Raw genomic sequence first — 18,549 nt, 5'->3', positions numbered from 1 at the left:
TATCCATTTTTGAGCAATGGGCATCAGAGGAAGGCATTACCGATCGATTCAGTGGCGACACGCTCAAAACTGCGCTTGAGCGCGGTTCGCCCCCTTCCCTACCAACACAAAAGTAAGATGATGCCCTTCGCTATGAAAACCCGTATTAAGGATTGGATTTTCCGTAATACGGGTTCATCAACTTTCTCCGCACCACGTCTTTGTGTTGTCGTGTTATCTCCCGGCTAGCGCTACATCTGCCACAGGAGAATACCGTGACATCTCATCAGTTATTACGTCTGAAACAGGTTGAAGAAAAAACGGGCCTGAAGCGCTCTCAAATCTATCTGTATATGAAAGACGGCACCTTCCCTCGCTCAATCAAGATTGGCCCAGCCAGTGTCGCCTGGCTCGAATCGGAAATTGACGAATGGATCAATATTAAATTAGTGCGCCGCTCAATAGGCTGAAGGGAGAAAACACCATGATTATTCCGTCACTTAATTACGCCGTTTTAACCGATGCCCTGCATGCATTGAAGGATGGCAACATTCGTCACTGTGAATCGCTAGGATTCACTTTCGACGAAATGAATGCCCTCAACCAATTGTCACTAGACGAGCTGTTTATCCTCAGTCGTGAGTCTGCACCATTTTTGGCTGTGACGGTTCATCACGACGCGTTACGCCTGCTTCTGGCGAAATCCCGTGAGGAGGTTCTGCAGCAACAGCGTATCAACCACGCCATCCGGCTGGGTGGGTCAATTGCGCTACTCAACAAGTATTTTGGCCTCACCTCCAACGAAGTTTGCCTTCGCCGCCGGTTACTGGGCGTCCGTGTACCTTATGGCCGGACGCCAGAGCCGGACGAAGATACGGATGCGGCCATCTGGCGGCAATGGCAACAATGCCGGGTGGCCAGTCTGGAATCAACCGATGCGCTGGACGCCATGATGCAGGTAACGCAAACCCTGCTGGTGAAAGTCGAAGGATTGTCACTGACCATCGTCTGGAAGCGTATCGCACTTTGCGAGCGGGAGGCGTCAGACCGGAGGGCCGCACATGCCGGATGAGATCGACCGCGATCAGGAATTTAATGAGCAACGACTGGAGGAGATGATTGAACAGAGTCGTTTTAAGCCAGGGTCTACGCCATCATTTTTCCATTGTCGTCTATGTGGTAAGCCCATTCCTGAAAAGCGACGGCAGGCACTCCCGGGCATAACCACCTGCACAGAATGCCAGGAAAAACTTGAACGTCGAATACGTTAATAATGGTCACAGAGACATGCAGGAATATTTCCCCTGCATGTCTCTATCATTAACTATCAATCCACAGTCGTCTTTATTATATATTTCACTTACTTTTATTTCTCGCAGAGCTCACCCCCTCCACCACTAATTTATCTCTCTCATTTTAACTTTGAATTTATTGTGTATATGCCGCCCCGGATATCTGATCCTGAAAACGTCATTAAAGAATGGTTGCCCGAATGGTCGTTAATTTCCCCAGATCGGGCATTGCTCTTTAAAAATAAGGTTCGGGCTGTCACGAAACCACAATTCAGGGTGCCGCTGAATGTTCTCGCTGACCCGTTAAAACCGGAATGCAGAATTGGGATGTGACATTCATTTAACTCATTGTTGTTTTTATTAGAGGAGGCGTCATGCGAAAACCCATTTATCACGTATTTGTCACCCATGAAAGTCAGCCCGACTCACAGAGTGAAAAAAATACCTGGTGGACAAAAGTCGGCGTGGCTTTTGCCCATCACGGTAAACCCGGACTGAACGTGGTACTGACACCCGGCATTGCCGTTTCCGGAAAGCTGGTGCTCCTTGAGCCCAGGGATGACGGCGACGCGACACAGGCTACTCAGCCTATTTAACCGCCCTTCCCCCTTTTCCCGGCCCTGTGCCGTCTGATGGCGGTACGCGTTGCCCGGTTTACCGTTCCGAGGCCACCATGCTTTCCACCACCGTATTTCTGGCGGCGGCTATACAGTGCGCCCCCAGCATTCACCCGTCAACGGCGCTTGATGTGGCGCGGGTCGAATCCGGTTTGAATCCGTATGCCATCGCTGAAATTCTGCCCGGTGGCAAAGGCGTGATTTCACATTTTCCCACGAGCAGGGATGAGGCCATCAGCCTCACCGGACGGCTGGCAGCACAGGGCCGACGCTATTCGGTCGGGCTGATGCAAATCACCAGCACCAATTTCCGTCATTACGGCGTGACCGCCAGTGACCTTCTTGACCCCTGTACCAACCTGTCCGTGTTTGAGCACATCCTCACCGACTGCTACCACCGCGGCGGTTCCCTCAAGCGTGCGCTCAGTTGCTACTACTCAGGAAATTTCACGACCGGCCAACAGCCGGAATCTGCGTTTAACCAGACCAGCTACATCCAGCGCATCGGCTACGCCGTGCCGTCAACGCGGGAAGACCGGCAGCGACCTCTCACCGAAAAGACCCTGCCGGCAATCCATTACCCCACCGCCTTCATCCGTGGCGAGCTTACCGATAACGCCACGCCAGTTCTGACATCCCTGCGCTACCCCAACGCCGTGATACGCGGCGCGTTACCCATTCCCGGCCCCCAGGAGGAACAATGATGAAACGAAAACAGACTGACTGGCCCGTCCTCTCTTCCTTGTTAATGGCAAGCCCGGTGCTGGCGGCAGACAGCGGGTTTAATAAAGCCAATGAGACGCTGAGCAACACTTCCACAGGCCTGCTCGGGCTGGCCGCCGTCACCATCACGCTGGCCACCATGTGGGTGGGATACAAAGTCTTGTTTGACGGCAAGAGCCTCCATGACATGCGCAACGTCATCATTGGCGCCATCCTTATCGTCGGTGCGTCAGGTTTCGGTGCCTACTGGGCGTCATAAGGGAGGCAACGATGGCTACGCTGAACAAAGCGCTGACGCGGCCTGCCGCCATAGCCGGCATTCCCCTCGTGCCATTCGTGACTGTCAGCGGGGCCATCGTCCTGCTGGCGGTCTATGTCAGCTATTACCTGATATTACTGCTTATTCCCGCCTGGCTGGAGATGAAGGCAAAGGCCAGAACCGATATTCACTATTTCGGCCTGCTCTGGCTGGCCTTTAAAACCCGTGGCCGTTTTGGCACCAATAAACTTTTTGGTGCCAATGCCCTGCTGGCAAACCGCTATGACGCCGTCGACGTCTCGGAGTTTATTGAAAAGATGAAGTTAAACGAGCGCGTTACGCTGGAGAAATACATTCCGTATTCCTCCCATATTCACCCACACGTCATCAGAAACCGCCAGGGTGATTTGGTTGCCAGCTGGGAGCTGGAGGGCACCGTTTTTGAATGCGAGGACGAACATCACCTGACCTTAATGGCGACACATCTCAATAACGTGATTCGTGCGTATGAAGGCCTGCCGGTTACCTTTTATCTTCACCGTATCCGGGAAAAGTACCACGATGCCTTTGACGCGAATTCAGGTATTCCCTTTTCTGATGAAGTGACCCGGCTGTATTACCAGCCGACCAGCGAAAAACCGTTCTGGCGGCACCGGCTGTTTTTCTCCCTCTGCTACGCGCCCTTCTCTCCGCTGGACAAAAAGGCCATGAAGGCCCAACCGTCCGGTAAACGCAAAGCGGCGCTGGATGATGCCCTGAAAGTGATGCTGGAACACCGGGAGGCGCTGGCTTCGGCGCTGTCCCGCTATACGGCGACGCCGCTGGGGATGTATGAAGAAAACCGGCGGGTGTATTCCGCCCAGCTGTCCTTGTATCATCGGCTGCTCACCGGCCAGTGGCAAAAGGTGACGGTCACGCGTGCACCGTTTTATGAAACGTTAAGCACGCCGGATGTCTTTTTTACCGCCGACACTGCCGAGTGCCAGACGGTCGGCGGCTCCCGCTTTTTTCGCAGTCTGGAAATCAAAGATTACTCGCCTGAAACCGCGACCGGCCTGCTGGACGCGCTGTTGTATGCCGAAAGCGAGTATGTGCTGACGCAGTCCTTCACCTGCATGGCCCGCGATGAGGCGCAGAAGCATATTCGTCTGGCGGAAAAGCGCCTGACTTCGGCGGATGACGACGCCATTTCGCAGCGCGAAGAGCTGATTGTGTTGCGTGACCTGCTCCAGTCCGGGCATGTCTCCTGCGGAAAATACCACTTTTCCCTGCTGGTATCTTCAGACAGCGCCGACCAGGTGGTCAAGGACACCAACGCGCTGGCGCAGCCCTTCGCCGACCTCGGCATCATGACGACGCTGTCCACGCTGTCGCTGCCCGCTGCGTACCTGGCGCAACTGCCGGGTATCTATACGCTGCGCCCCCGTCTGGTGGCCGTCAGCAGCCAGAACTTTGCCGACCTGGCGAGCCTGCACAATTTTCATCCTCATAAACGAAACGGCAATCCCTGGGGCGATGCCATCGCCATCCTCAAATCCCCTGGCGGTGGCGGGTATTGCCTGAACCTGCACGACAGCCAGAGCGGGCGGGATGACTTCAACGAAAAAACGCCGGGTAATACGGCGATTATCGGTAAAACCGGCTCAGGAAAAACGATGCTGATGACCATGATGCAGCAACTGATGCAGAAGTACCGTAATCCGGCGACGTTCTCTGAATCAGCACCTCTTAAGCAACTGACTACCGTGTATTTCGACAAGGACCGGGCGGCGGAGATGGCGATACGTCAGATGGGTGGACGCTACTTCCGTATCCGTACCGGCACGCCCACCGGATTTAACCCGTTTTCGCTTGCCCCAACCCGGCGGAATATCAGCTTTATCAAACGACTGGTGCGCATGCTGTGCGGCCGCAACGGGAAGCCGCTCGATCCGCGCGATGAGGAGCGCATCAGTGCCGCCGTAGATACCATTATGCTCGACTACCCGCCGGAATACCGCAAGTTCGGGATCACCCGGCTGCTGGAAGTCCTGCCGGAGCCGCCAACCACTGACGCCCGCACCAACGGGCTGCGCATCCGCCTTAAACAGTGGGCGCAGGGCGGCGAGTTCGGCTGGGTATTTGACAATGAGGAGGACACCTTCAACATCAGCAACATTGATAACGTGGGTATCGACGGTACGGAATTTCTCGATGATGACGATGTTCGCGGCCCCATCACTTTTTATCTGCTGTACCGCGTCACCAGCCTGCTGGACGGTCGCCGGCTGGTGATGTTCATGGACGAGTTCTGGAAATGGCTGGCCGATGTCGAATTTTCCCGTTTCTCGCTCAATATGCTGAAAGTGATCCGCAAGCTGAACGGCATCTTCGTCCCCGCCACCCAGTCACCTGACGAAATCGTCAAGCACCCTATTGCCCCGGCGATTATCGAGCAGTGCAGTACGCAGATTTTTCTCGTCAACCCGAAGGCCAGCCGGGCGGATTACGTGGAAAAGATGAAAGTGCCGGAAAGCGTGTATGACATCGTCAGAAACCTCGATCCGGGTGAGCGCTCTATGGTGGTCCTGAAAACGCCATTACGCGCAGGTGAAACCCGGCCTTTTGTGGCGATGGCGAAAATGGATTTATCGGGCCTCGGGAAACTCACCAAAATCCTGAGCGGGAGCGAAGACAACCTGAAACTGTTCGACACCCTGTATCAGGAAGGAATGCAGCCTGAGGACTGGAAAGCCGCCTTCCTTGAACAAGCCCTGTAATATTCATGACGGAGGTAATGAAAATGCGATTCAGAGATATCATACTGGCATTATCGTTGTTTATTTCCACCCAGGCGATGAGCGCCGGAATACCGGTATTCGACGCCGTACAGAATACCGAATCCATGAATCAGTGGATCCAGAAACTCCAGCAGTGGCAGGAAACCGTTACCCACTATAGAAGTGAACTTGATGCCTACAAGCAGCAATTAGCCACGGCAACGGGCGTGCGTGACGTTCAGGCATTTCTCCGCGAGGCCAAAAGTCTGAAAACCGATATTGAAAATCTTCGTCAAAACGGTATTTTACTGGATGACCTGCTGAGCAACCAAAGCGGGTCATATTCGTCTGAACTTAATAGATTGTATAACAAATATAAAACGTTCGATACCTGTAACCCCTCCAGCGCTTCACAACGCTATCTGGACAGCTGCAAACAGATGATCCTGAATCAGGCTGTAGCAATAGAAAATACGTCCGAGGTTGAAAACAAGATAACGGGCACGCTCGACGATATATCAGATTTATCAGACCGTATTGCCAATGCGCAGGATTCGAAAGAGTCGCAGGACCTGGCTAACGCCATCGCGGCCAAAAGCGTACAATTAAATGCGCTGACTAGCCAGTGGGAAATGTCAGTCAAACAGGCTGAACAGCGAACAACGCTGCTGGAACAGCAAAAACAGAAAGCCTTTGAGCAACAGCAATTAACTGCGCCCGTTGCCGATCTGAACTCTCTATAGGGAGGTTAACATGTTAAAACCCGTATTAACCTTATGCGTCATGTCAGGCATTCTCGTTTTATCAGGTTGTAAAGAGACGAAATCAGAAGCCTGGTATAAAGAACATCCCGATGAAACCTATAAGATCTATACGCAATGCCTCAAGGATGGCGAGGCAAGCGACAACTGCGAGTTTGCGCACCGGGCAGCACTCATGTTTGCCCAGACAGGCAAACCCGGCATCAGGGAAAAATTCGAGACGCTGTTTCAGCAGGAAGCCCAAAAAAGAAAATCCGTCACTCAGTAAGATCCCCACCAACAAAAACAGGGGTCCTTCCCTTTTTTTATCCCCTGTCTGTTCCTGACTAATGAGAGGCACCATGTCCGGTGGTATTTTTGTTGGTATGGACAAAAACATCATGGATGGACTCAATGCCGTATTAGAAGGTCAGTCTTCTACCTACGGCACCCTAATCAGTGTGATTATCGTCAGTTCCTTCACCCTGTTTATTACGTATCGCGGGTATCAGACGCTTGGCGGCAAACTCCAGACACCGGTTGAAGATGTTGTCTGGGATGTGGGCCGCATGTTGCTGATCACCACCTTTGTTTTAAACCGCGATAGCTGGCTGGATGCCATCATTGCGGCCATTGAAGGGCTTAAGGACGGCATCAGTGGCGATGATAATGTCTGGGCGCTGCTCGACACGGTGTGGGAAAAGGCACAAGCGCTGGGGCAAACGCTGTTTAATCTCGATACATCCACCTACGTTAAAGTGAATGGCGGCTTTGCCGAGGTGCTGGTCTGGGGCGGTGCAATCGTTCTGTTACTGGCTGCAACCTTTGTCAACCTGCTCGCCGAAATCACCATTCTGTTAATGACCACCACCGCCCCACTCTTTATTTTCTGCCTGCTGTACGGTTTTCTTAAACCCATGTTTGATAACTGGCTGAAAACAATATTTACCGCAATCTTAACGATCATGTTCTCTGCCCTGTCTGTCCGGATCGCCATCAACTACCTGAATACAATACTGGATGCCGCCACAGCAACGTCTGCTGAAAGCAATATGGTGACCCTGGCGGCACAATGTTTGCTGGCCGGGATTGCGGCAGGCGTCGTGGTGTATTTTTCAGCGAAAATAGCCACTGCGCTGAGCGGTGCCGCCGTGCAGGCTGTGTTACAGGGGGCTGCGATGAGCGGACTGAGTGCGCTGGCGAGCAAATCTGCCGACGTAGCCAGACCCGGCATAAAGGCCGGAGGCCGACTGACCGCCAAAGGTGGCATGGCCGCAGCCGCGACAACCGGCAGGTTCATTGCCGCAGGTGCGGGCAAAGCCGTGAGCGCCTGGCAGAAACGTACCACCGCCATTGAAAGCATGAAACGCCAGAATCAGCAGCGTCACCGTTAATCCTCCCGACCGCTAATTTCTTTTCTCCGTCACGCCGTGGCCTCTGCCAGCGGTGCGGCTTTCCTGCATTTATCCGATAAGAGGCTTCCATGAAATTTAGCATCTTGCTTCTGGTGCTGTGCGCGCTTACGGGCTGCGCGCAGCATCAGGGCAACCTCCCGCCGGTGTCCGGCGATCCCCAGCCGGTGAATTCCCCCGCCATGATCCAGGAGCTGACTCACCATGTCTGATATTCAGCACATCATTAATGTCTCGCGCTCTTTTGAATCCATCCTGCTGGAAAAGGAAGAGCGTTCCCGCAAAACTGCCTGGCGGGTGGCCGCTGCCGGGCTGATTCTGGCTGCACTGGCAATTACAGCCATTCTTATTCTGCTGCCGCTGAAAACCACTGACATTGAATTATGGTCGGTGGACAAACAGACCGGTCGTTATGAGTATATGACCCGCATTAAAGAGCGGGATATTGCGTCTGAAAAAGCGCTGGCGCATTCACTGGCGGCACACTATGCCAGACTCCGCGAAGGGTATAATTATTTCTCCCTCCAGCGTGATTACGACGACGTACAATTATTTAACAGCGACAGCGTGAACCGGGATTATCTTGACGGGTTTAACGGCGACCAGGCACCGGACGTTGTTTTTAATAAAGCCGAATATGTTGTCTATATCGACATTATTTCCAATGTGCACGCGCCTGCAACCGGGCAGGATAACCTGGCAACCTTGCGTATCAAGCGTACCCTTCGCCGTATTTCTGATAATTCAGTGAAAACGGACTTCTGGAATATCCGACTCACTTATCGTTATATCCCGCATCAGCAACTGACGGACAGCCAGCGTGAAGTGAACCCGCTGGGCTTTATCGTCACCAGCTACCAGCGCGATAAAGAACGGAGGAGCGAATGATGCTGAAAAACATCCTGCTCCTGACGGGCTTACTGGCATCATGCGCGGCATGGAGTGCCGCCACCCCGCGTGGCAGCGGCTATGACAGCCGGATGCAGAACGTATCGTATAACAGCCAGAACGCCACCGTGGTGAATACCCGCCCTGGCTACGTCACCACACTGCTGTTTGACGACGATGAAGCTGTGATTGATGCGCAAGCGGGTTTTCCCAAAGGCTGGACGGTCACGAAGAGTGATAACCGGGTAGGCGTCAGCCCGAACCCCATCACCCAGCCGGTGACGGACGCCAGCGGCAACAACATCAGCCAGGTGTTCCTGCCCACGGCAAAGGACTGGAAGACCAACCTCTTCGTGGTGACCTCAAAGCGTGATTACAGCCTGGAGCTGAACGTGCTGGACCACGATTCCCCCGCGCAGGCGTTCGTTATCCGTTACCACTATCCGGCCGAGGTTCGCCAGCAATCCGCCGCCGACAGCGCCGCGCGTCAGACGCAGCAGCGTGAAAGACAGGAGAAGCAGCAGATAGCAGCGGCATTCGGACAGGCCAGCACGCCACGCAACTGGCGATACACCAAACGGGTCGCCGCCGGTTCGGCCTCCATCGCACCGGATTTTGCCTGGGACGATGGCCGCTTCACCTGGCTCGGATTCTCGCATCTCAGAACCCTGCCTTCCGTTTTCCGGGTGGTTAACGGACGGGAGCGGGCGGTCACGCCCAGGACGGTTAAACAGGGTAACTACATCGTGATGGTGGTTCCGGCATCACCACAACTGGTGCTGCGTTACGGCACTTCGGTGGTGGGGATCGAAAACGACGGATTCGGGCGCATCCCGATAACCCGCCGCGACACCGTTTCACCGTCCGTTACGCTGGAGGCCAAATGACTGACAAACCTGTCCCGGACGAACCGGAAAAAACCACCGCAGAGCGGGAAGCGGAAGCCCGCGAACGCGCCCGTGCGGCAATGGCGTATCAGGAGCCGGAGCAGAAAACACCGCCCGGCCAGCCGGAAGTGACCCGTTTTCGTAAGGCATCCGGTCGCCGCACGCTGATCGTCAGCCTGTTGAGTCTGGCGCTGGTGATCGCCCTGGCATCCGGCGGCGATCGTCTTTTCAGTGCATTCAAAGGGGGTAATGAGAAAGAAGCCGACACCGCGCCGCAACCCTCCGCCGGAAAGACGCTGCATGAGCGTCAAAATCTGGGCATGGACAGTAACCCGTTTGGCCTGTTCGGGCCGCACACACAGGACGGAACAGACCCTGTCAGCCAGACCGTTACTCCCGCACCCACCCTGCCACCAGCCCCACCAGCCCTGAACAAGGCCGCCGCGCTGGCTGACGGGGTGAACAACGCCCAAACAATGCAGGGCGATACTGAACGCACTTCCCCGGGTGAAACGCGCAGCAACGCAGAAACGTCCAACAGTCGGTCATCATCCACGACATACATATCCTGTCCGTCAGTACTGTCCAGGGGAAAGGATGGCAACCTGCGCTGCCCGGATACTGCCGCGTCGGAAACGGGTAACAACGACAATCCGGGCGTCGCCCGTGTCACCGGCGTCAGACGACTGGGTCTTGATCCTGATCTCTATATCCCGGTGGACCGCTATATCCCGTGTTCGATGATGTGGCGCTTCGTGTCCGATGTCGGGGGGCATATTTCCTGCTTGGTCAGTGAAGATGTTTACAGCGCCAGCAACCATGTGACGCTGATCCCGGCGGGAACGGTCGCCCGTGGCATCTACCGCACCGGGGCGCTGCAACACGGACGCAGCCGGATGTTTGTGCTATGGACGGAGCTGCGTACGCCTGAGCCCGGCAGCCTGCAAATACCGCTAACTGATACGCAGGCCAGCGGCCCGCTCGGCGAGGCGGGGATCTCAGGCTGGATCGACAATCACTTCTGGGAGCGCTTCGGCAATGCCCTGATGCTCAGTACCGTCCAGGACGTGGCAGCGGCGGCGTCGGATGCTGCCCCGGGGAAAGACCGCAATACCGACTACACCGAAAACACCCGCGCTGCCACGGCGGAAATGGCGAAAACGACACTGGACAACAGCATCAATATCCCGCCCACCCTGTACCTGAATCAGGGTGATGTCATCGGCATCATGACAGGCACCGATATTGATTTCTCATCCGTCTGGCAGCTGCGACTGAAAAAGAGGTGGTATGAACGCTGAAAACTTGTCGCTGGATTTTATGAAAAACCAGCTGTTTGGTGATTTTATTGCACAGGACGGCCTGACGGAAATTGCCGTTAACCGGCCGGGTGAACTGCATACCAAAATCCGGGGGAAATGGCGAAGACATGAAGCCTCGATTACGCAGCGCCAGTGTTACGCCTTTGCCAGAGCGCTGGCGTCCTGGCAGGACGATAATATCGACGACACCTCGCCGATCCTTTCCGCCACGCTTGAATCAGGCGAGCGCATTCAGGCCATTATTCCCCCGGCCTGTGAGCGTAATACCGTGTCTATTACGCTGCGCAAACCCTCATTCGGGCAGAAAACGCATCAGTCATGGATTGATGCGGGATTTTATAACCGGGTGACCGGTAAGGAGCGGACGGAAGGCAAAGATGTTGAACTGACCCGCTACTATCAGAGTGAGGATATTCCCCGTTTTATGGAAAAAGCGGTGGAATACGGCAAGACGATTTTTATCGTCGGTGAAACCGGATCCGGTAAAACCACCTATATGAAAACGCTGCTGCACTATATTCCCCGGCACCTCAGGCTGACCACCATCGAGGATAATCCCGAAATCCGGTTCTATCACCACACCAACTATGTCCATCTCTTTTATCCGGCGGATGCCGGGGATAATGCCATTGTCACGCCCGGCAGGCTGATACGTGCCAATTATCGTATGAACCCTGACCGGATATTACTGGCAGAAATTCGCGGTCGGGAAGCCTGGGATGCACTGAAAATCGTCGGTTCCGGGCATGAGGGATTGATGACCTCCCTGCATGCGGGCAGCCCGGAAGAATGTATTGAAGGGATAATTGACCGCTGCTATGAAAATCCCGCCTGCCGGAACATGCCTTTCGACGTGCTGTTACGCAAGGTGCTAAAAAGCATTGATGTGATCGTCAGCATTGATATTCATGGTGACATACGCCGGATGAATGATGTTTATTTTAAACCCCTTCATCTTAATGGCATGAGAGGTGTATTCAGTAAAGGACTTCAATAAATAACTTATCGAATTACGCAACCCTCGTTTAAATATGAAGGTGACCAAAATGAAAAAAGCAATATTCTCCGCATTATTACTCTGCATTATGGAGTCATATTCAACCTCCGTCATGGCCGCTGACGCCTGTGAAGTGGTGTTATGCATGTACGGTAAAGCCACCGGTAACGGCGGCGGCAATGAATGTCATTCGGCTGAACGTGCATTCTTTAATATCGTGAAAAAGAACAAGCACGGTTTTCTGCAAGACCATACTGCCGATGCCAGAAAATCATTTTTACTTGAATGCAACTCATCAGATCCGGCAATTATCAGCCAGATAATCAATAAATTTGGCCGCATGCGTGGCTAATTAACGGAGGTAGTCATCATGACAAAACCGGGTTTTATTCAGTATCCCTGGACACGTCAGCGCGGAGATTCCATGCGCGCAGCCTGTGTTATTGAGCACATTGAAAATGAGGCGATGCGTGGATGCGGCCTTTATTATGAAATTTATCACTACCGGGTTATATGCCGGTTATTGCAATTACTGCAAACGCTGAACCCCACTGACAGAATAAAGCTGACAGAGGAAGCCAACCGGCGAGGGTTTACGCTGGATGAAACCAGCATTAAAGAAAGTTGTCAGTGTTATTCTGACATCATCAGGGAAATCCGCGAGAGCCACTATTAATCCCTGTATTAATTTTATTCGCAGGTCACCTATAGCGCCAAAATATTTCAGCCGACTCAGGATTAAGGCGTGGTGATTTTCCGGTTTTTACGGCCCAGCACATTTTTCGCGAATTAAGGCGTGAAGAAATGCGGGCCGTAAAAATGAGGCAGCGGACAGAATTATTTTCGCGGGTTAAGGAGCGAAAATAGTTCAGGCACCGCGCCTCACCGGCAAACAGCCGCGCCCACGCGGATTTTGCCGGCCGGGGGGAGCCGAATAAATTTCGCCGCCCCAGCGAGCGAAAAGCTGTCGCCCACGACAGCGGTTTATTTGGGGGGCATCGCCCCGCACACCGTCGCGGCTAAGTCTCCGGCCAAAAGCCGGTAGCGTGGCGCGACCACCCTCTTTAAAGGTCAGCTTCCCTTTTATTCCCGCTGCGAGGCACGAGCAAAGGGAAGAAAAAGGCGAAAGCGACCGTCTTAAAGGGGGTGGTCGCGCGTAGCGGCCGACGGTGTGCCGCCGTTGACCTTGGGGGTTTTGGCGCGGCGTCCAGCCACGACATTACCCTCATGTGACATGCAGGGAGTGCGTCCAGCCCGAGCGTAATGTCACACGCTGTTGCCCGTCATACGTGCGTTTCAGGGGACTGACGACCACGCGTCGGCTGTTTTCTGAAAGCGCGGTTCACGGGCATGAGCGTCGGAGACGTTCAGTGCTTTTCATTCATTTATGGGCGTCATCAATAGGCGTCGCGTATGGGCATGGGGTTTAGCGTCCATCGGTGACGCCCATGCGATGCGCCCGTCACACCGAAATCAGACCGGAGGTCACTGTAATGGGAACTCATCTGATGCAAAGGCTGAATGCCTTTACGGATGCCTTTTCTTTTTTTCTACTCTGGCTGCAACATAACCCGGTAATATTATCCATATTTGCCGGACTGACGCTGCCATTTATATTTAATCTGCCACGTGAAGAAAGAAAAAATGCCCCCTTTTGGTTAAAATTGGTGGCGGGTGTATCCACCTTCTTTTTCATATTTGGCACCCTGTCACCGCTGACCATTCAGGGGCTGAGTTTTTTCTTTAAAGTGCTCGATAATAACATCTTGCTCAGATTATCACGCTGGATACTGACTGTCGAATTTACGCTGGCAGGTCTGGCTTTTCATATTGTAGTCCGAAGGCTGCTGACGGGGGAAATCGACAGTCTGAAACACCGGATGATTAAAAAAAGTAAACTGGAAAGAAATGTCAGAACGGATGTTCGCGAAGTCAGGGACATGTTGCCAGACAGTATTGCATATAATCCGTTGGATTATATTGACCTGAATAAAGGTATTTTTATCGGGCTGGATAAAGATGATCAGCCGCAATATATCACTCCTGAAGAATTTCAAACTCAGCACGCCGACCTTATCGGCACCACAGGTTCCGGTAAAGGCGTCAGTGCCTGTGTACTGCTTTATCAGGCAATACTTTCAGGTGAAGGCGTATTTGTCGAAGATCCTAAAAATGATGAGTGGGCACCGCATGTACTACGGGAAGCTTGTCAGAAAGCGGGAAAAAAATTTGTTCTGATTAACCTGAATGACCTTAATTTTCAACTTGATTTACTGGCTGATATTTCTCATGAACAGCTGGAGGAGTTGTTTAATGCAGGTTTCAGCCTGGGTAAAAAAGGCGAAGGTGCTGACTTTTATCGTATTGCTGACCGTCGTGCAGCCAGAAATACGGCAGCTATTTATGAAAAGGAAATGACGTTACGCGACTTATTTAACACTGACTTTGTGAAATCCCTCAGTGAAGATGTGCCTGCTTTTTATGGCGAGCTTGAGGAAATCGCTTTAGTGAACTCCATCAATGCCAATAAGGGATTTTCCTTAAAGACCATTTTTGATGAAGGCGGATGTTGCTACATCATCGGCTCAATGCGTAACCAGAAAATCATCTCGGCTCAGCGCATGATTTTAACTCGCTTGATTCAGATAGCCGAAACGCGTGACCGGATAAAAGGAAAACTTCGCCCGGTCGCTATTTTCCTTGATGAACTCAAGTATCACCTGTCCCGCCCTGCGCTTGAAGGACTTGGCGCAGCGAGGGATAAAGGCGTGCATATCATCATGGCTCACCAGTCGGTAAAAGATTTATATGACTGTCCGGCAGATCTGGAAGGTGATGCCGTTGCTGGTTCAGTGATTGAGAATTGCAAGTTTATGCTGGTTTATCGCATTCGCGATCCGGATACTGCCGACTGGTTCGCCAGAATGACAGGCTCTATACTGGTTGACGATGAAATGAGGAAAGTTAAAACGGATATATCCCTGACGGAGAAAATGGATACTGACAGGATGATCCGCCAGGCTGAACGATATTATATAGACAGCAACATGTTGCTTAACCTCCCCAAATTTGTTGGTTTTGTTTTTACCCAGAACGATCTGGCGAAGGCAACCAAACTATTCCACATACCAGTGAAGAAGCAATATATCGACCTGTTTGCATTTGAGAATAAAAACCCTCCGCATACCAAAAAAGAAAATCAGATTCACAAACCCTCCGTCAACCTGTGAGGCTATCAATGCTTATTCATAACGTTACTGAAAGAAATGAAGCCGCAAAACGGAGAATGCGGGCATTGCTGTATTTTCTCAAGGAAGAAACGTTCTCTGATTTGCGGACCTTAAAAAAAGTTGTCGGCTATAAAGGAAAACATAACCATGCGATGTATAAACTGCTCAATAAAGCGGTTGCGATGGGCCTCCTGATTAAACACGAATATCCGGTATTGACCGGGAAAAAATCATTGTGGGGGCTCAGCATGCAGGGACTGGCGATGGTGGTTAGCGCTGATGACAAGGTTTTCCCCGCCTATTTTGAACCGGGAAAACTCAAACACTCGACTCTGGAACATCGACTGTTAAATCAGCGGGTCAGGATCGCCCTTGAGGAAAAAGGCGGTACAGGCTGGCTTAACGGCGATCGGAGAGAGTTTATGTCGCGATACTCGGGCTTCCGACACCGACCGGACGGCATTATTACCTTAAGCAGCGGTGCCATCGTTGCAGTGGAAACAGAGCGAACGATGAAAACCCGCGCTCGTTACATCAGCATTATCAGCAGTCATCTCGCCGCCAGCGACGCCGGACGTTGGCACTATGCGATGTATGTTATGCCGGATGGTAAAACTAAAGAATCGCTGGTCAGGCTGTTTGACAGTATCAGGACGGTGATGAGGAACAGCGTTCCGGTTCCGTTTGACGCGAAGAACCGGGAAATGTTTCTGTTCCGTACCCTTGATGAACTGGAAAATAGTGTCAGTGAAAAACAGGGTGGCCCCTCTTCATCAGTTGCTGACGATGACGGGAGGGAACGCCATGCATGACATTTTGACTCATGGCGACTGCCTTGACGTTCTGCGCAGTATGCCGGACAACTCTGTGAACAGCATCGTGACCGACCCGCCCTATGGTATTAAATTCATGGGTAAGACATGGGACTATGATGTGCCCTCACAAGTCATCTGGGAAGAATGTCTACGCGTACTCAAACCCGGTGGTCATCTGTTGTCCTTCGCAGGATGCCGCACTCAACACCGGATGGCAGCGCGTATTGAGGATGCGGGCTTTGAAATACGTGACATGATCGTATTTCTCTACGAGACCAGTAATGCTGCCAGGGTACTAATCGAAAGTTTATCGTCGGATCAGCTCAAATTGCTGGACGCGACATTTGGACGTGACGGAATGCTGGGCTGGGTATACGGTTCGGGCTTTCCTAAATCTCACCACGCGTTAAAACCGGCGCTGGAACCGATTACCCTGGCCCGCAAGCCATGTAAGGGAACCATAGCATCCAACGTAGACGTATATGGTACCGGCGTTCTGAACATCGGCGAATGCAGGATCCCTCTGGCAGAAAGAGAATCACCCTATGATTATCCAAATGGACCGGGAGGTTCCGATCCCAACCACATGTGGCGAGGCAGAAATAAAGGTGACGGGGATATCGCCAGGCAAGGAAACCCCGATGGCCGATGGCCTGCCAATCTTATCCATGATGGCAGTGCCGCAGTGCTTGCCTGGTTCAGGGATAACCCTCAGCAGGTAGAAATTAGCAGCCCCAGTCGGTTCTTTTATTGTGCGAAAGCCAGCAGAAAGGACCGTGGTGAGGGTAACAATCATCCATGTGTAAAGCCCACCGAGCTGATGCGTTACCTTTGCCGCCTGATTACGCCCCCGGGCGGCACTATCCTTGATCCCTTTATGGGAAGTGGGAGCACCGGAAAAGCTGCGGCGATGGAAGGTTTCTGTTTCATCGGTATAGAGCGAGAAGAGAATTATGTGAAAATTGCTCGCGGGCGTAATGCGGCAGCACGGAGTACCACGGCTCGTTCTGGCGATGCAGAAAGGTATATTGATAATTGAAGTCGGGTCACTGATTCTAAAAATGTTAGCTAAGATATGAGTTAACATTTTTATGGCTCAGGGCCATAACTTAATCTGACAGGCAACTTTGTGCCAGAAGCGGACTTCACATCATACCAATGCTTTATTTTTTTAAAACCTGCCCTGTGAAGAATATACGCGAAAAACTGCTAACTGCCGCAAGCATGGCAAGGGCCGCACCACTCCAGAGTGCCATAATCGCAGACTGGCCCGCTTGTACATCACCTCCAGCCAGAAAGAAAGCGACGCAGGCAGCACCGCCAGACTGGCCGAGAAGGCGGGTTACTCCCAGGACACCACTGGCCGCTCCGCTTCTTGATGGCGGCGCAGAAGCCATCAATGTTCGCTGATTTGGCGACAGAAATAGGCCAAAACCAACGCCGCAGCACGCCATATTGAACATCAGCAGCCACACCGGCGTTTCATACGTCAGTAGGGTCATCGTGAGCAGACTGACTGAAAGAACGGCCATGCCCGCTGTGCTGAGCCATGCAGCAGGGAATCTGTCGGAAAGCGAACCTGATACGGGAGCCATCAGAGCCCCCAGTACAGGCCAGGGGGCAATCAGCAAGCCAATTTCCCACTGCATTTTGCCCATACCGTACAGCAAAAAAAACGGAAAGATAACCATTGCGAGTCCCTGCGCTGCAAAGGCTAAAACAGCTGTTAACGCGGAAAGTGAAAAATCTGCAGATCTGAACAAATCAGTCGGAAATACCCTGTTACTGCGCCCTTGCTCGGCACGGATGAGTGCAGCAAAGCACAATATCGCTGTTATTGTATAAGCACTTACTTCAGGCCAGGCTTTACTTTCCGCTCTCTGCAGTCCGGTAATAAAAAGCAGAAAGGCTAAAAAGGTCAGGGCAGCAGTCCACATACTGAATCCGGTCTGTCTTGGTCTGCTCTGTGGGATGTTGCGTAAAGTCAGGATCAGGCCGAGGACACCTGTCGGAATATTTATCAGAAAAAGCCAGTGCCAGCTGGCAAAACTCAGGACAGCCGACGCTATTACCGGTCCGCCCGCCAGTCCAAGAGCCACAACAAGTGCGTTGAGTCCCAGGCCTTTACCCAGTCTTTCAGGAGGATAGATAAGCTTCACGAGTGCTGTATTTGTGCTCATGATGGCCGCTGCGCCCAGCCCCTGAAAGGCACGTGCGATGATCAGGACCGGCAGCGATGTGGCAAGGCCGCAGAATGCTGATGAAAAGATGAAAAGTATCAGACCTGCCATAAATACACGCCGGTATCCGATCGTCCCACCCAGTGCGGCCAGGGGCATGATGGCTGCGGTCATTATTATCTGATAAGCAGCGACAACCCAGATTACGTCCGCATCACCAACCTGCAGTTGTTCCGCAATAGCCGGCAGCGCGGTGTTGGTAATTGAGGTATCAAGAGTCGCCAGGCCGACCGATACTGAAATTGCCGCCATGGCTTTAAGCAAGCGTCCACCTGAATAAGGCACTGACTGCGTCGTACTCTCCGGCATGTTCACATCCTCTTAATAAGCAATTTGAAAAGTATGTGCCCGAAATCCTTTTCAAAAAATAAAGTAATATGTAAGGTACC

21 protein-coding genes are annotated in these 18,549 nt (G+C 52.6%); 20 read left to right on the top strand and 1 reads right to left on the bottom strand.

All coding sequences use genetic code 11. The features are described 5' to 3' along the window. The first annotated feature begins 254 nt into the window (after positions 1–254). The 20 genes from ACK5JN_RS17850 to ACK5JN_RS17755 all read left to right on the top strand — a co-directional run bounded on the left by ACK5JN_RS17850 (position 255) and on the right by ACK5JN_RS17755 (position 16,959). On the top strand, positions 255–449 hold the full coding sequence (locus tag ACK5JN_RS17850; RefSeq protein ID WP_009635172.1) for an AlpA family transcriptional regulator: 195 nt from the start codon (positions 255–257) through the stop codon (positions 447–449). A gap of 14 nt (positions 450–463) precedes the next feature. After that, on the top strand, positions 464–1,051 hold the full coding sequence (locus ACK5JN_RS17845) for a DUF2857 domain-containing protein (RefSeq protein ID WP_117119700.1): 588 nt from the start codon (positions 464–466) through the stop codon (positions 1,049–1,051). Further along, positions 1,041–1,250, top strand: a complete 210-nt coding sequence (locus tag ACK5JN_RS17840) for a TraR/DksA family transcriptional regulator (protein WP_416871379.1) — start codon at positions 1,041–1,043, stop codon at positions 1,248–1,250. Before ACK5JN_RS17845 ends, ACK5JN_RS17840 begins: the two co-directional genes overlap by 11 nt. 395 nt (positions 1,251–1,645) lie before the next feature. Continuing rightward, complete coding sequence (locus ACK5JN_RS17835; protein WP_416871378.1) at positions 1,646–1,867, top strand: hypothetical protein; 222 nt, start codon at positions 1,646–1,648, stop codon at positions 1,865–1,867. 77 nt (positions 1,868–1,944) lie between these two features. Then, on the top strand, positions 1,945–2,592 hold the full coding sequence (locus tag ACK5JN_RS17830; protein ID WP_416871377.1) for a lytic transglycosylase domain-containing protein: 648 nt from the start codon (positions 1,945–1,947) through the stop codon (positions 2,590–2,592). Beyond that, positions 2,592–2,870 (top strand): TrbC/VirB2 family protein, encoded by a 279-nt coding sequence (locus ACK5JN_RS17825; RefSeq protein ID WP_037038866.1) that lies wholly within the window; start codon positions 2,592–2,594, stop codon positions 2,868–2,870. The genes ACK5JN_RS17830 and ACK5JN_RS17825 overlap by 1 nt, the downstream gene beginning before the upstream one ends. A gap of 11 nt (positions 2,871–2,881) precedes the next feature. Beyond that, the gene (locus ACK5JN_RS17820) at positions 2,882–5,629 is read left to right on the top strand and encodes a VirB3 family type IV secretion system protein (RefSeq protein ID WP_416871376.1); all 2,748 of its coding nucleotides are present in this window, start codon (positions 2,882–2,884) and stop codon (positions 5,627–5,629) included. Positions 5,630–5,652: 23 nt separating this feature from the next. Next, the gene (locus ACK5JN_RS17815; RefSeq protein WP_416871375.1) at positions 5,653–6,372 is read left to right on the top strand and encodes a type IV secretion system protein; all 720 of its coding nucleotides are present in this window, start codon (positions 5,653–5,655) and stop codon (positions 6,370–6,372) included. Positions 6,373–6,382: 10 nt separating this feature from the next. Then, entirely contained in the window at positions 6,383–6,658 is a 276-nt protein-coding gene (locus ACK5JN_RS17810) for an EexN family lipoprotein (RefSeq protein WP_416871374.1), read from the top strand. Between the two features lie 73 nt (positions 6,659–6,731). Further along, the gene (locus tag ACK5JN_RS17805) at positions 6,732–7,763 is read left to right on the top strand and encodes a type IV secretion system protein (RefSeq protein WP_416871373.1); all 1,032 of its coding nucleotides are present in this window, start codon (positions 6,732–6,734) and stop codon (positions 7,761–7,763) included. A gap of 89 nt (positions 7,764–7,852) precedes the next feature. Further along, complete coding sequence (locus ACK5JN_RS17800; protein ID WP_170215684.1) at positions 7,853–7,993, top strand: hypothetical protein; 141 nt, start codon at positions 7,853–7,855, stop codon at positions 7,991–7,993. Beyond that, on the top strand, positions 7,986–8,669 hold the full coding sequence (locus ACK5JN_RS17795) for a virB8 family protein (RefSeq protein ID WP_416871372.1): 684 nt from the start codon (positions 7,986–7,988) through the stop codon (positions 8,667–8,669). Before ACK5JN_RS17800 ends, ACK5JN_RS17795 begins: the two co-directional genes overlap by 8 nt. Further along, positions 8,669–9,556 (top strand): P-type conjugative transfer protein VirB9, encoded by an 888-nt coding sequence (gene virB9, locus ACK5JN_RS17790; protein WP_262016875.1) that lies wholly within the window; start codon positions 8,669–8,671, stop codon positions 9,554–9,556. Before ACK5JN_RS17795 ends, virB9 begins: the two co-directional genes overlap by 1 nt. Continuing rightward, positions 9,553–10,857 carry a VirB10/TraB/TrbI family type IV secretion system protein gene (virB10, locus tag ACK5JN_RS17785; protein ID WP_416871371.1) on the top strand — a complete coding sequence of 435 codons (1,305 nt, stop codon included), beginning with the start codon at positions 9,553–9,555 and terminating at the stop codon, positions 10,855–10,857. The genes virB9 and virB10 overlap by 4 nt, the downstream gene beginning before the upstream one ends. Continuing rightward, positions 10,847–11,875, top strand: coding sequence for a P-type DNA transfer ATPase VirB11 (virB11, locus tag ACK5JN_RS17780; protein WP_416871370.1), 1,029 nt, complete (start codon positions 10,847–10,849; stop codon positions 11,873–11,875). Before virB10 ends, virB11 begins: the two co-directional genes overlap by 11 nt. Positions 11,876–11,924: 49 nt before the next feature. Then, positions 11,925–12,227 carry a TrbM/KikA/MpfK family conjugal transfer protein gene (locus ACK5JN_RS17775; protein WP_416871369.1) on the top strand — a complete coding sequence of 101 codons (303 nt, stop codon included), beginning with the start codon at positions 11,925–11,927 and terminating at the stop codon, positions 12,225–12,227. Positions 12,228–12,245: 18 nt separating this feature from the next. Then, the gene (locus tag ACK5JN_RS17770; RefSeq protein WP_416871368.1) at positions 12,246–12,551 is read left to right on the top strand and encodes a hypothetical protein; all 306 of its coding nucleotides are present in this window, start codon (positions 12,246–12,248) and stop codon (positions 12,549–12,551) included. Positions 12,552–13,368: 817 nt separating this feature from the next. Further along, entirely contained in the window at positions 13,369–15,105 is a 1,737-nt protein-coding gene (locus ACK5JN_RS17765) for a type IV secretory system conjugative DNA transfer family protein (protein ID WP_416871367.1), read from the top strand. 8 nt (positions 15,106–15,113) lie between these two features. Continuing rightward, positions 15,114–15,917 carry a MobC family replication-relaxation protein gene (gene mobC, locus ACK5JN_RS17760; RefSeq protein ID WP_416871366.1) on the top strand — a complete coding sequence of 268 codons (804 nt, stop codon included), beginning with the start codon at positions 15,114–15,116 and terminating at the stop codon, positions 15,915–15,917. After that, positions 15,910–16,959, top strand: a complete 1,050-nt coding sequence (locus tag ACK5JN_RS17755; RefSeq protein WP_416871365.1) for a DNA-methyltransferase — start codon at positions 15,910–15,912, stop codon at positions 16,957–16,959. The genes mobC and ACK5JN_RS17755 overlap by 8 nt, the downstream gene beginning before the upstream one ends. Positions 16,960–17,083: 124 nt before the next feature. Here the strand turns inward: ACK5JN_RS17755 and ACK5JN_RS17750 are convergent, their stop codons facing one another. Continuing rightward, the gene (locus ACK5JN_RS17750; RefSeq protein WP_416871364.1) at positions 17,084–18,469 is read right to left on the bottom strand and encodes an MFS transporter; all 1,386 of its coding nucleotides are present in this window, start codon (positions 18,467–18,469) and stop codon (positions 17,084–17,086) included. Positions 18,470–18,549 lie beyond the last annotated feature (80 nt).

The organism is Kluyvera sp. (assembly GCF_047971185.1).
Lineage (GTDB): Bacteria > Pseudomonadota > Gammaproteobacteria > Enterobacterales > Enterobacteriaceae > Kluyvera.
This window is presented reverse-complemented; position numbering and strand designations above follow the sequence as displayed.

Coding starts and splice junctions, on each gene's coding strand:
- ACK5JN_RS17845 (WP_117119700.1), top strand. CDS start 464: ATGATTATTCCGTCACTTAATTACGCCGTTTTAACCGATGCCCTGCAT.
- ACK5JN_RS17840 (WP_416871379.1), top strand. CDS start 1,041: ATGCCGGATGAGATCGACCGCGATCAGGAATTTAATGAGCAACGACTG.
- ACK5JN_RS17835 (WP_416871378.1), top strand. CDS start 1,646: ATGCGAAAACCCATTTATCACGTATTTGTCACCCATGAAAGTCAGCCC.
- ACK5JN_RS17830 (WP_416871377.1), top strand. CDS start 1,945: ATGCTTTCCACCACCGTATTTCTGGCGGCGGCTATACAGTGCGCCCCC.
- ACK5JN_RS17825 (WP_037038866.1), top strand. CDS start 2,592: ATGAAACGAAAACAGACTGACTGGCCCGTCCTCTCTTCCTTGTTAATG.
- ACK5JN_RS17820 (WP_416871376.1), top strand. CDS start 2,882: ATGGCTACGCTGAACAAAGCGCTGACGCGGCCTGCCGCCATAGCCGGC.
- ACK5JN_RS17815 (WP_416871375.1), top strand. CDS start 5,653: ATGCGATTCAGAGATATCATACTGGCATTATCGTTGTTTATTTCCACC.
- ACK5JN_RS17810 (WP_416871374.1), top strand. CDS start 6,383: ATGTTAAAACCCGTATTAACCTTATGCGTCATGTCAGGCATTCTCGTT.
- ACK5JN_RS17805 (WP_416871373.1), top strand. CDS start 6,732: ATGTCCGGTGGTATTTTTGTTGGTATGGACAAAAACATCATGGATGGA.
- ACK5JN_RS17800 (WP_170215684.1), top strand. CDS start 7,853: ATGAAATTTAGCATCTTGCTTCTGGTGCTGTGCGCGCTTACGGGCTGC.
- ACK5JN_RS17795 (WP_416871372.1), top strand. CDS start 7,986: ATGTCTGATATTCAGCACATCATTAATGTCTCGCGCTCTTTTGAATCC.
- virB9 (WP_262016875.1), top strand. CDS start 8,669: ATGCTGAAAAACATCCTGCTCCTGACGGGCTTACTGGCATCATGCGCG.
- virB10 (WP_416871371.1), top strand. CDS start 9,553: ATGACTGACAAACCTGTCCCGGACGAACCGGAAAAAACCACCGCAGAG.
- virB11 (WP_416871370.1), top strand. CDS start 10,847: ATGAACGCTGAAAACTTGTCGCTGGATTTTATGAAAAACCAGCTGTTT.
- ACK5JN_RS17775 (WP_416871369.1), top strand. CDS start 11,925: ATGAAAAAAGCAATATTCTCCGCATTATTACTCTGCATTATGGAGTCA.
- ACK5JN_RS17770 (WP_416871368.1), top strand. CDS start 12,246: ATGACAAAACCGGGTTTTATTCAGTATCCCTGGACACGTCAGCGCGGA.
- ACK5JN_RS17765 (WP_416871367.1), top strand. CDS start 13,369: ATGGGAACTCATCTGATGCAAAGGCTGAATGCCTTTACGGATGCCTTT.
- mobC (WP_416871366.1), top strand. CDS start 15,114: ATGCTTATTCATAACGTTACTGAAAGAAATGAAGCCGCAAAACGGAGA.
- ACK5JN_RS17755 (WP_416871365.1), top strand. CDS start 15,910: ATGCATGACATTTTGACTCATGGCGACTGCCTTGACGTTCTGCGCAGT.
- ACK5JN_RS17750 (WP_416871364.1), bottom strand. CDS start 18,469: ATGCCGGAGAGTACGACGCAGTCAGTGCCTTATTCAGGTGGACGCTTG.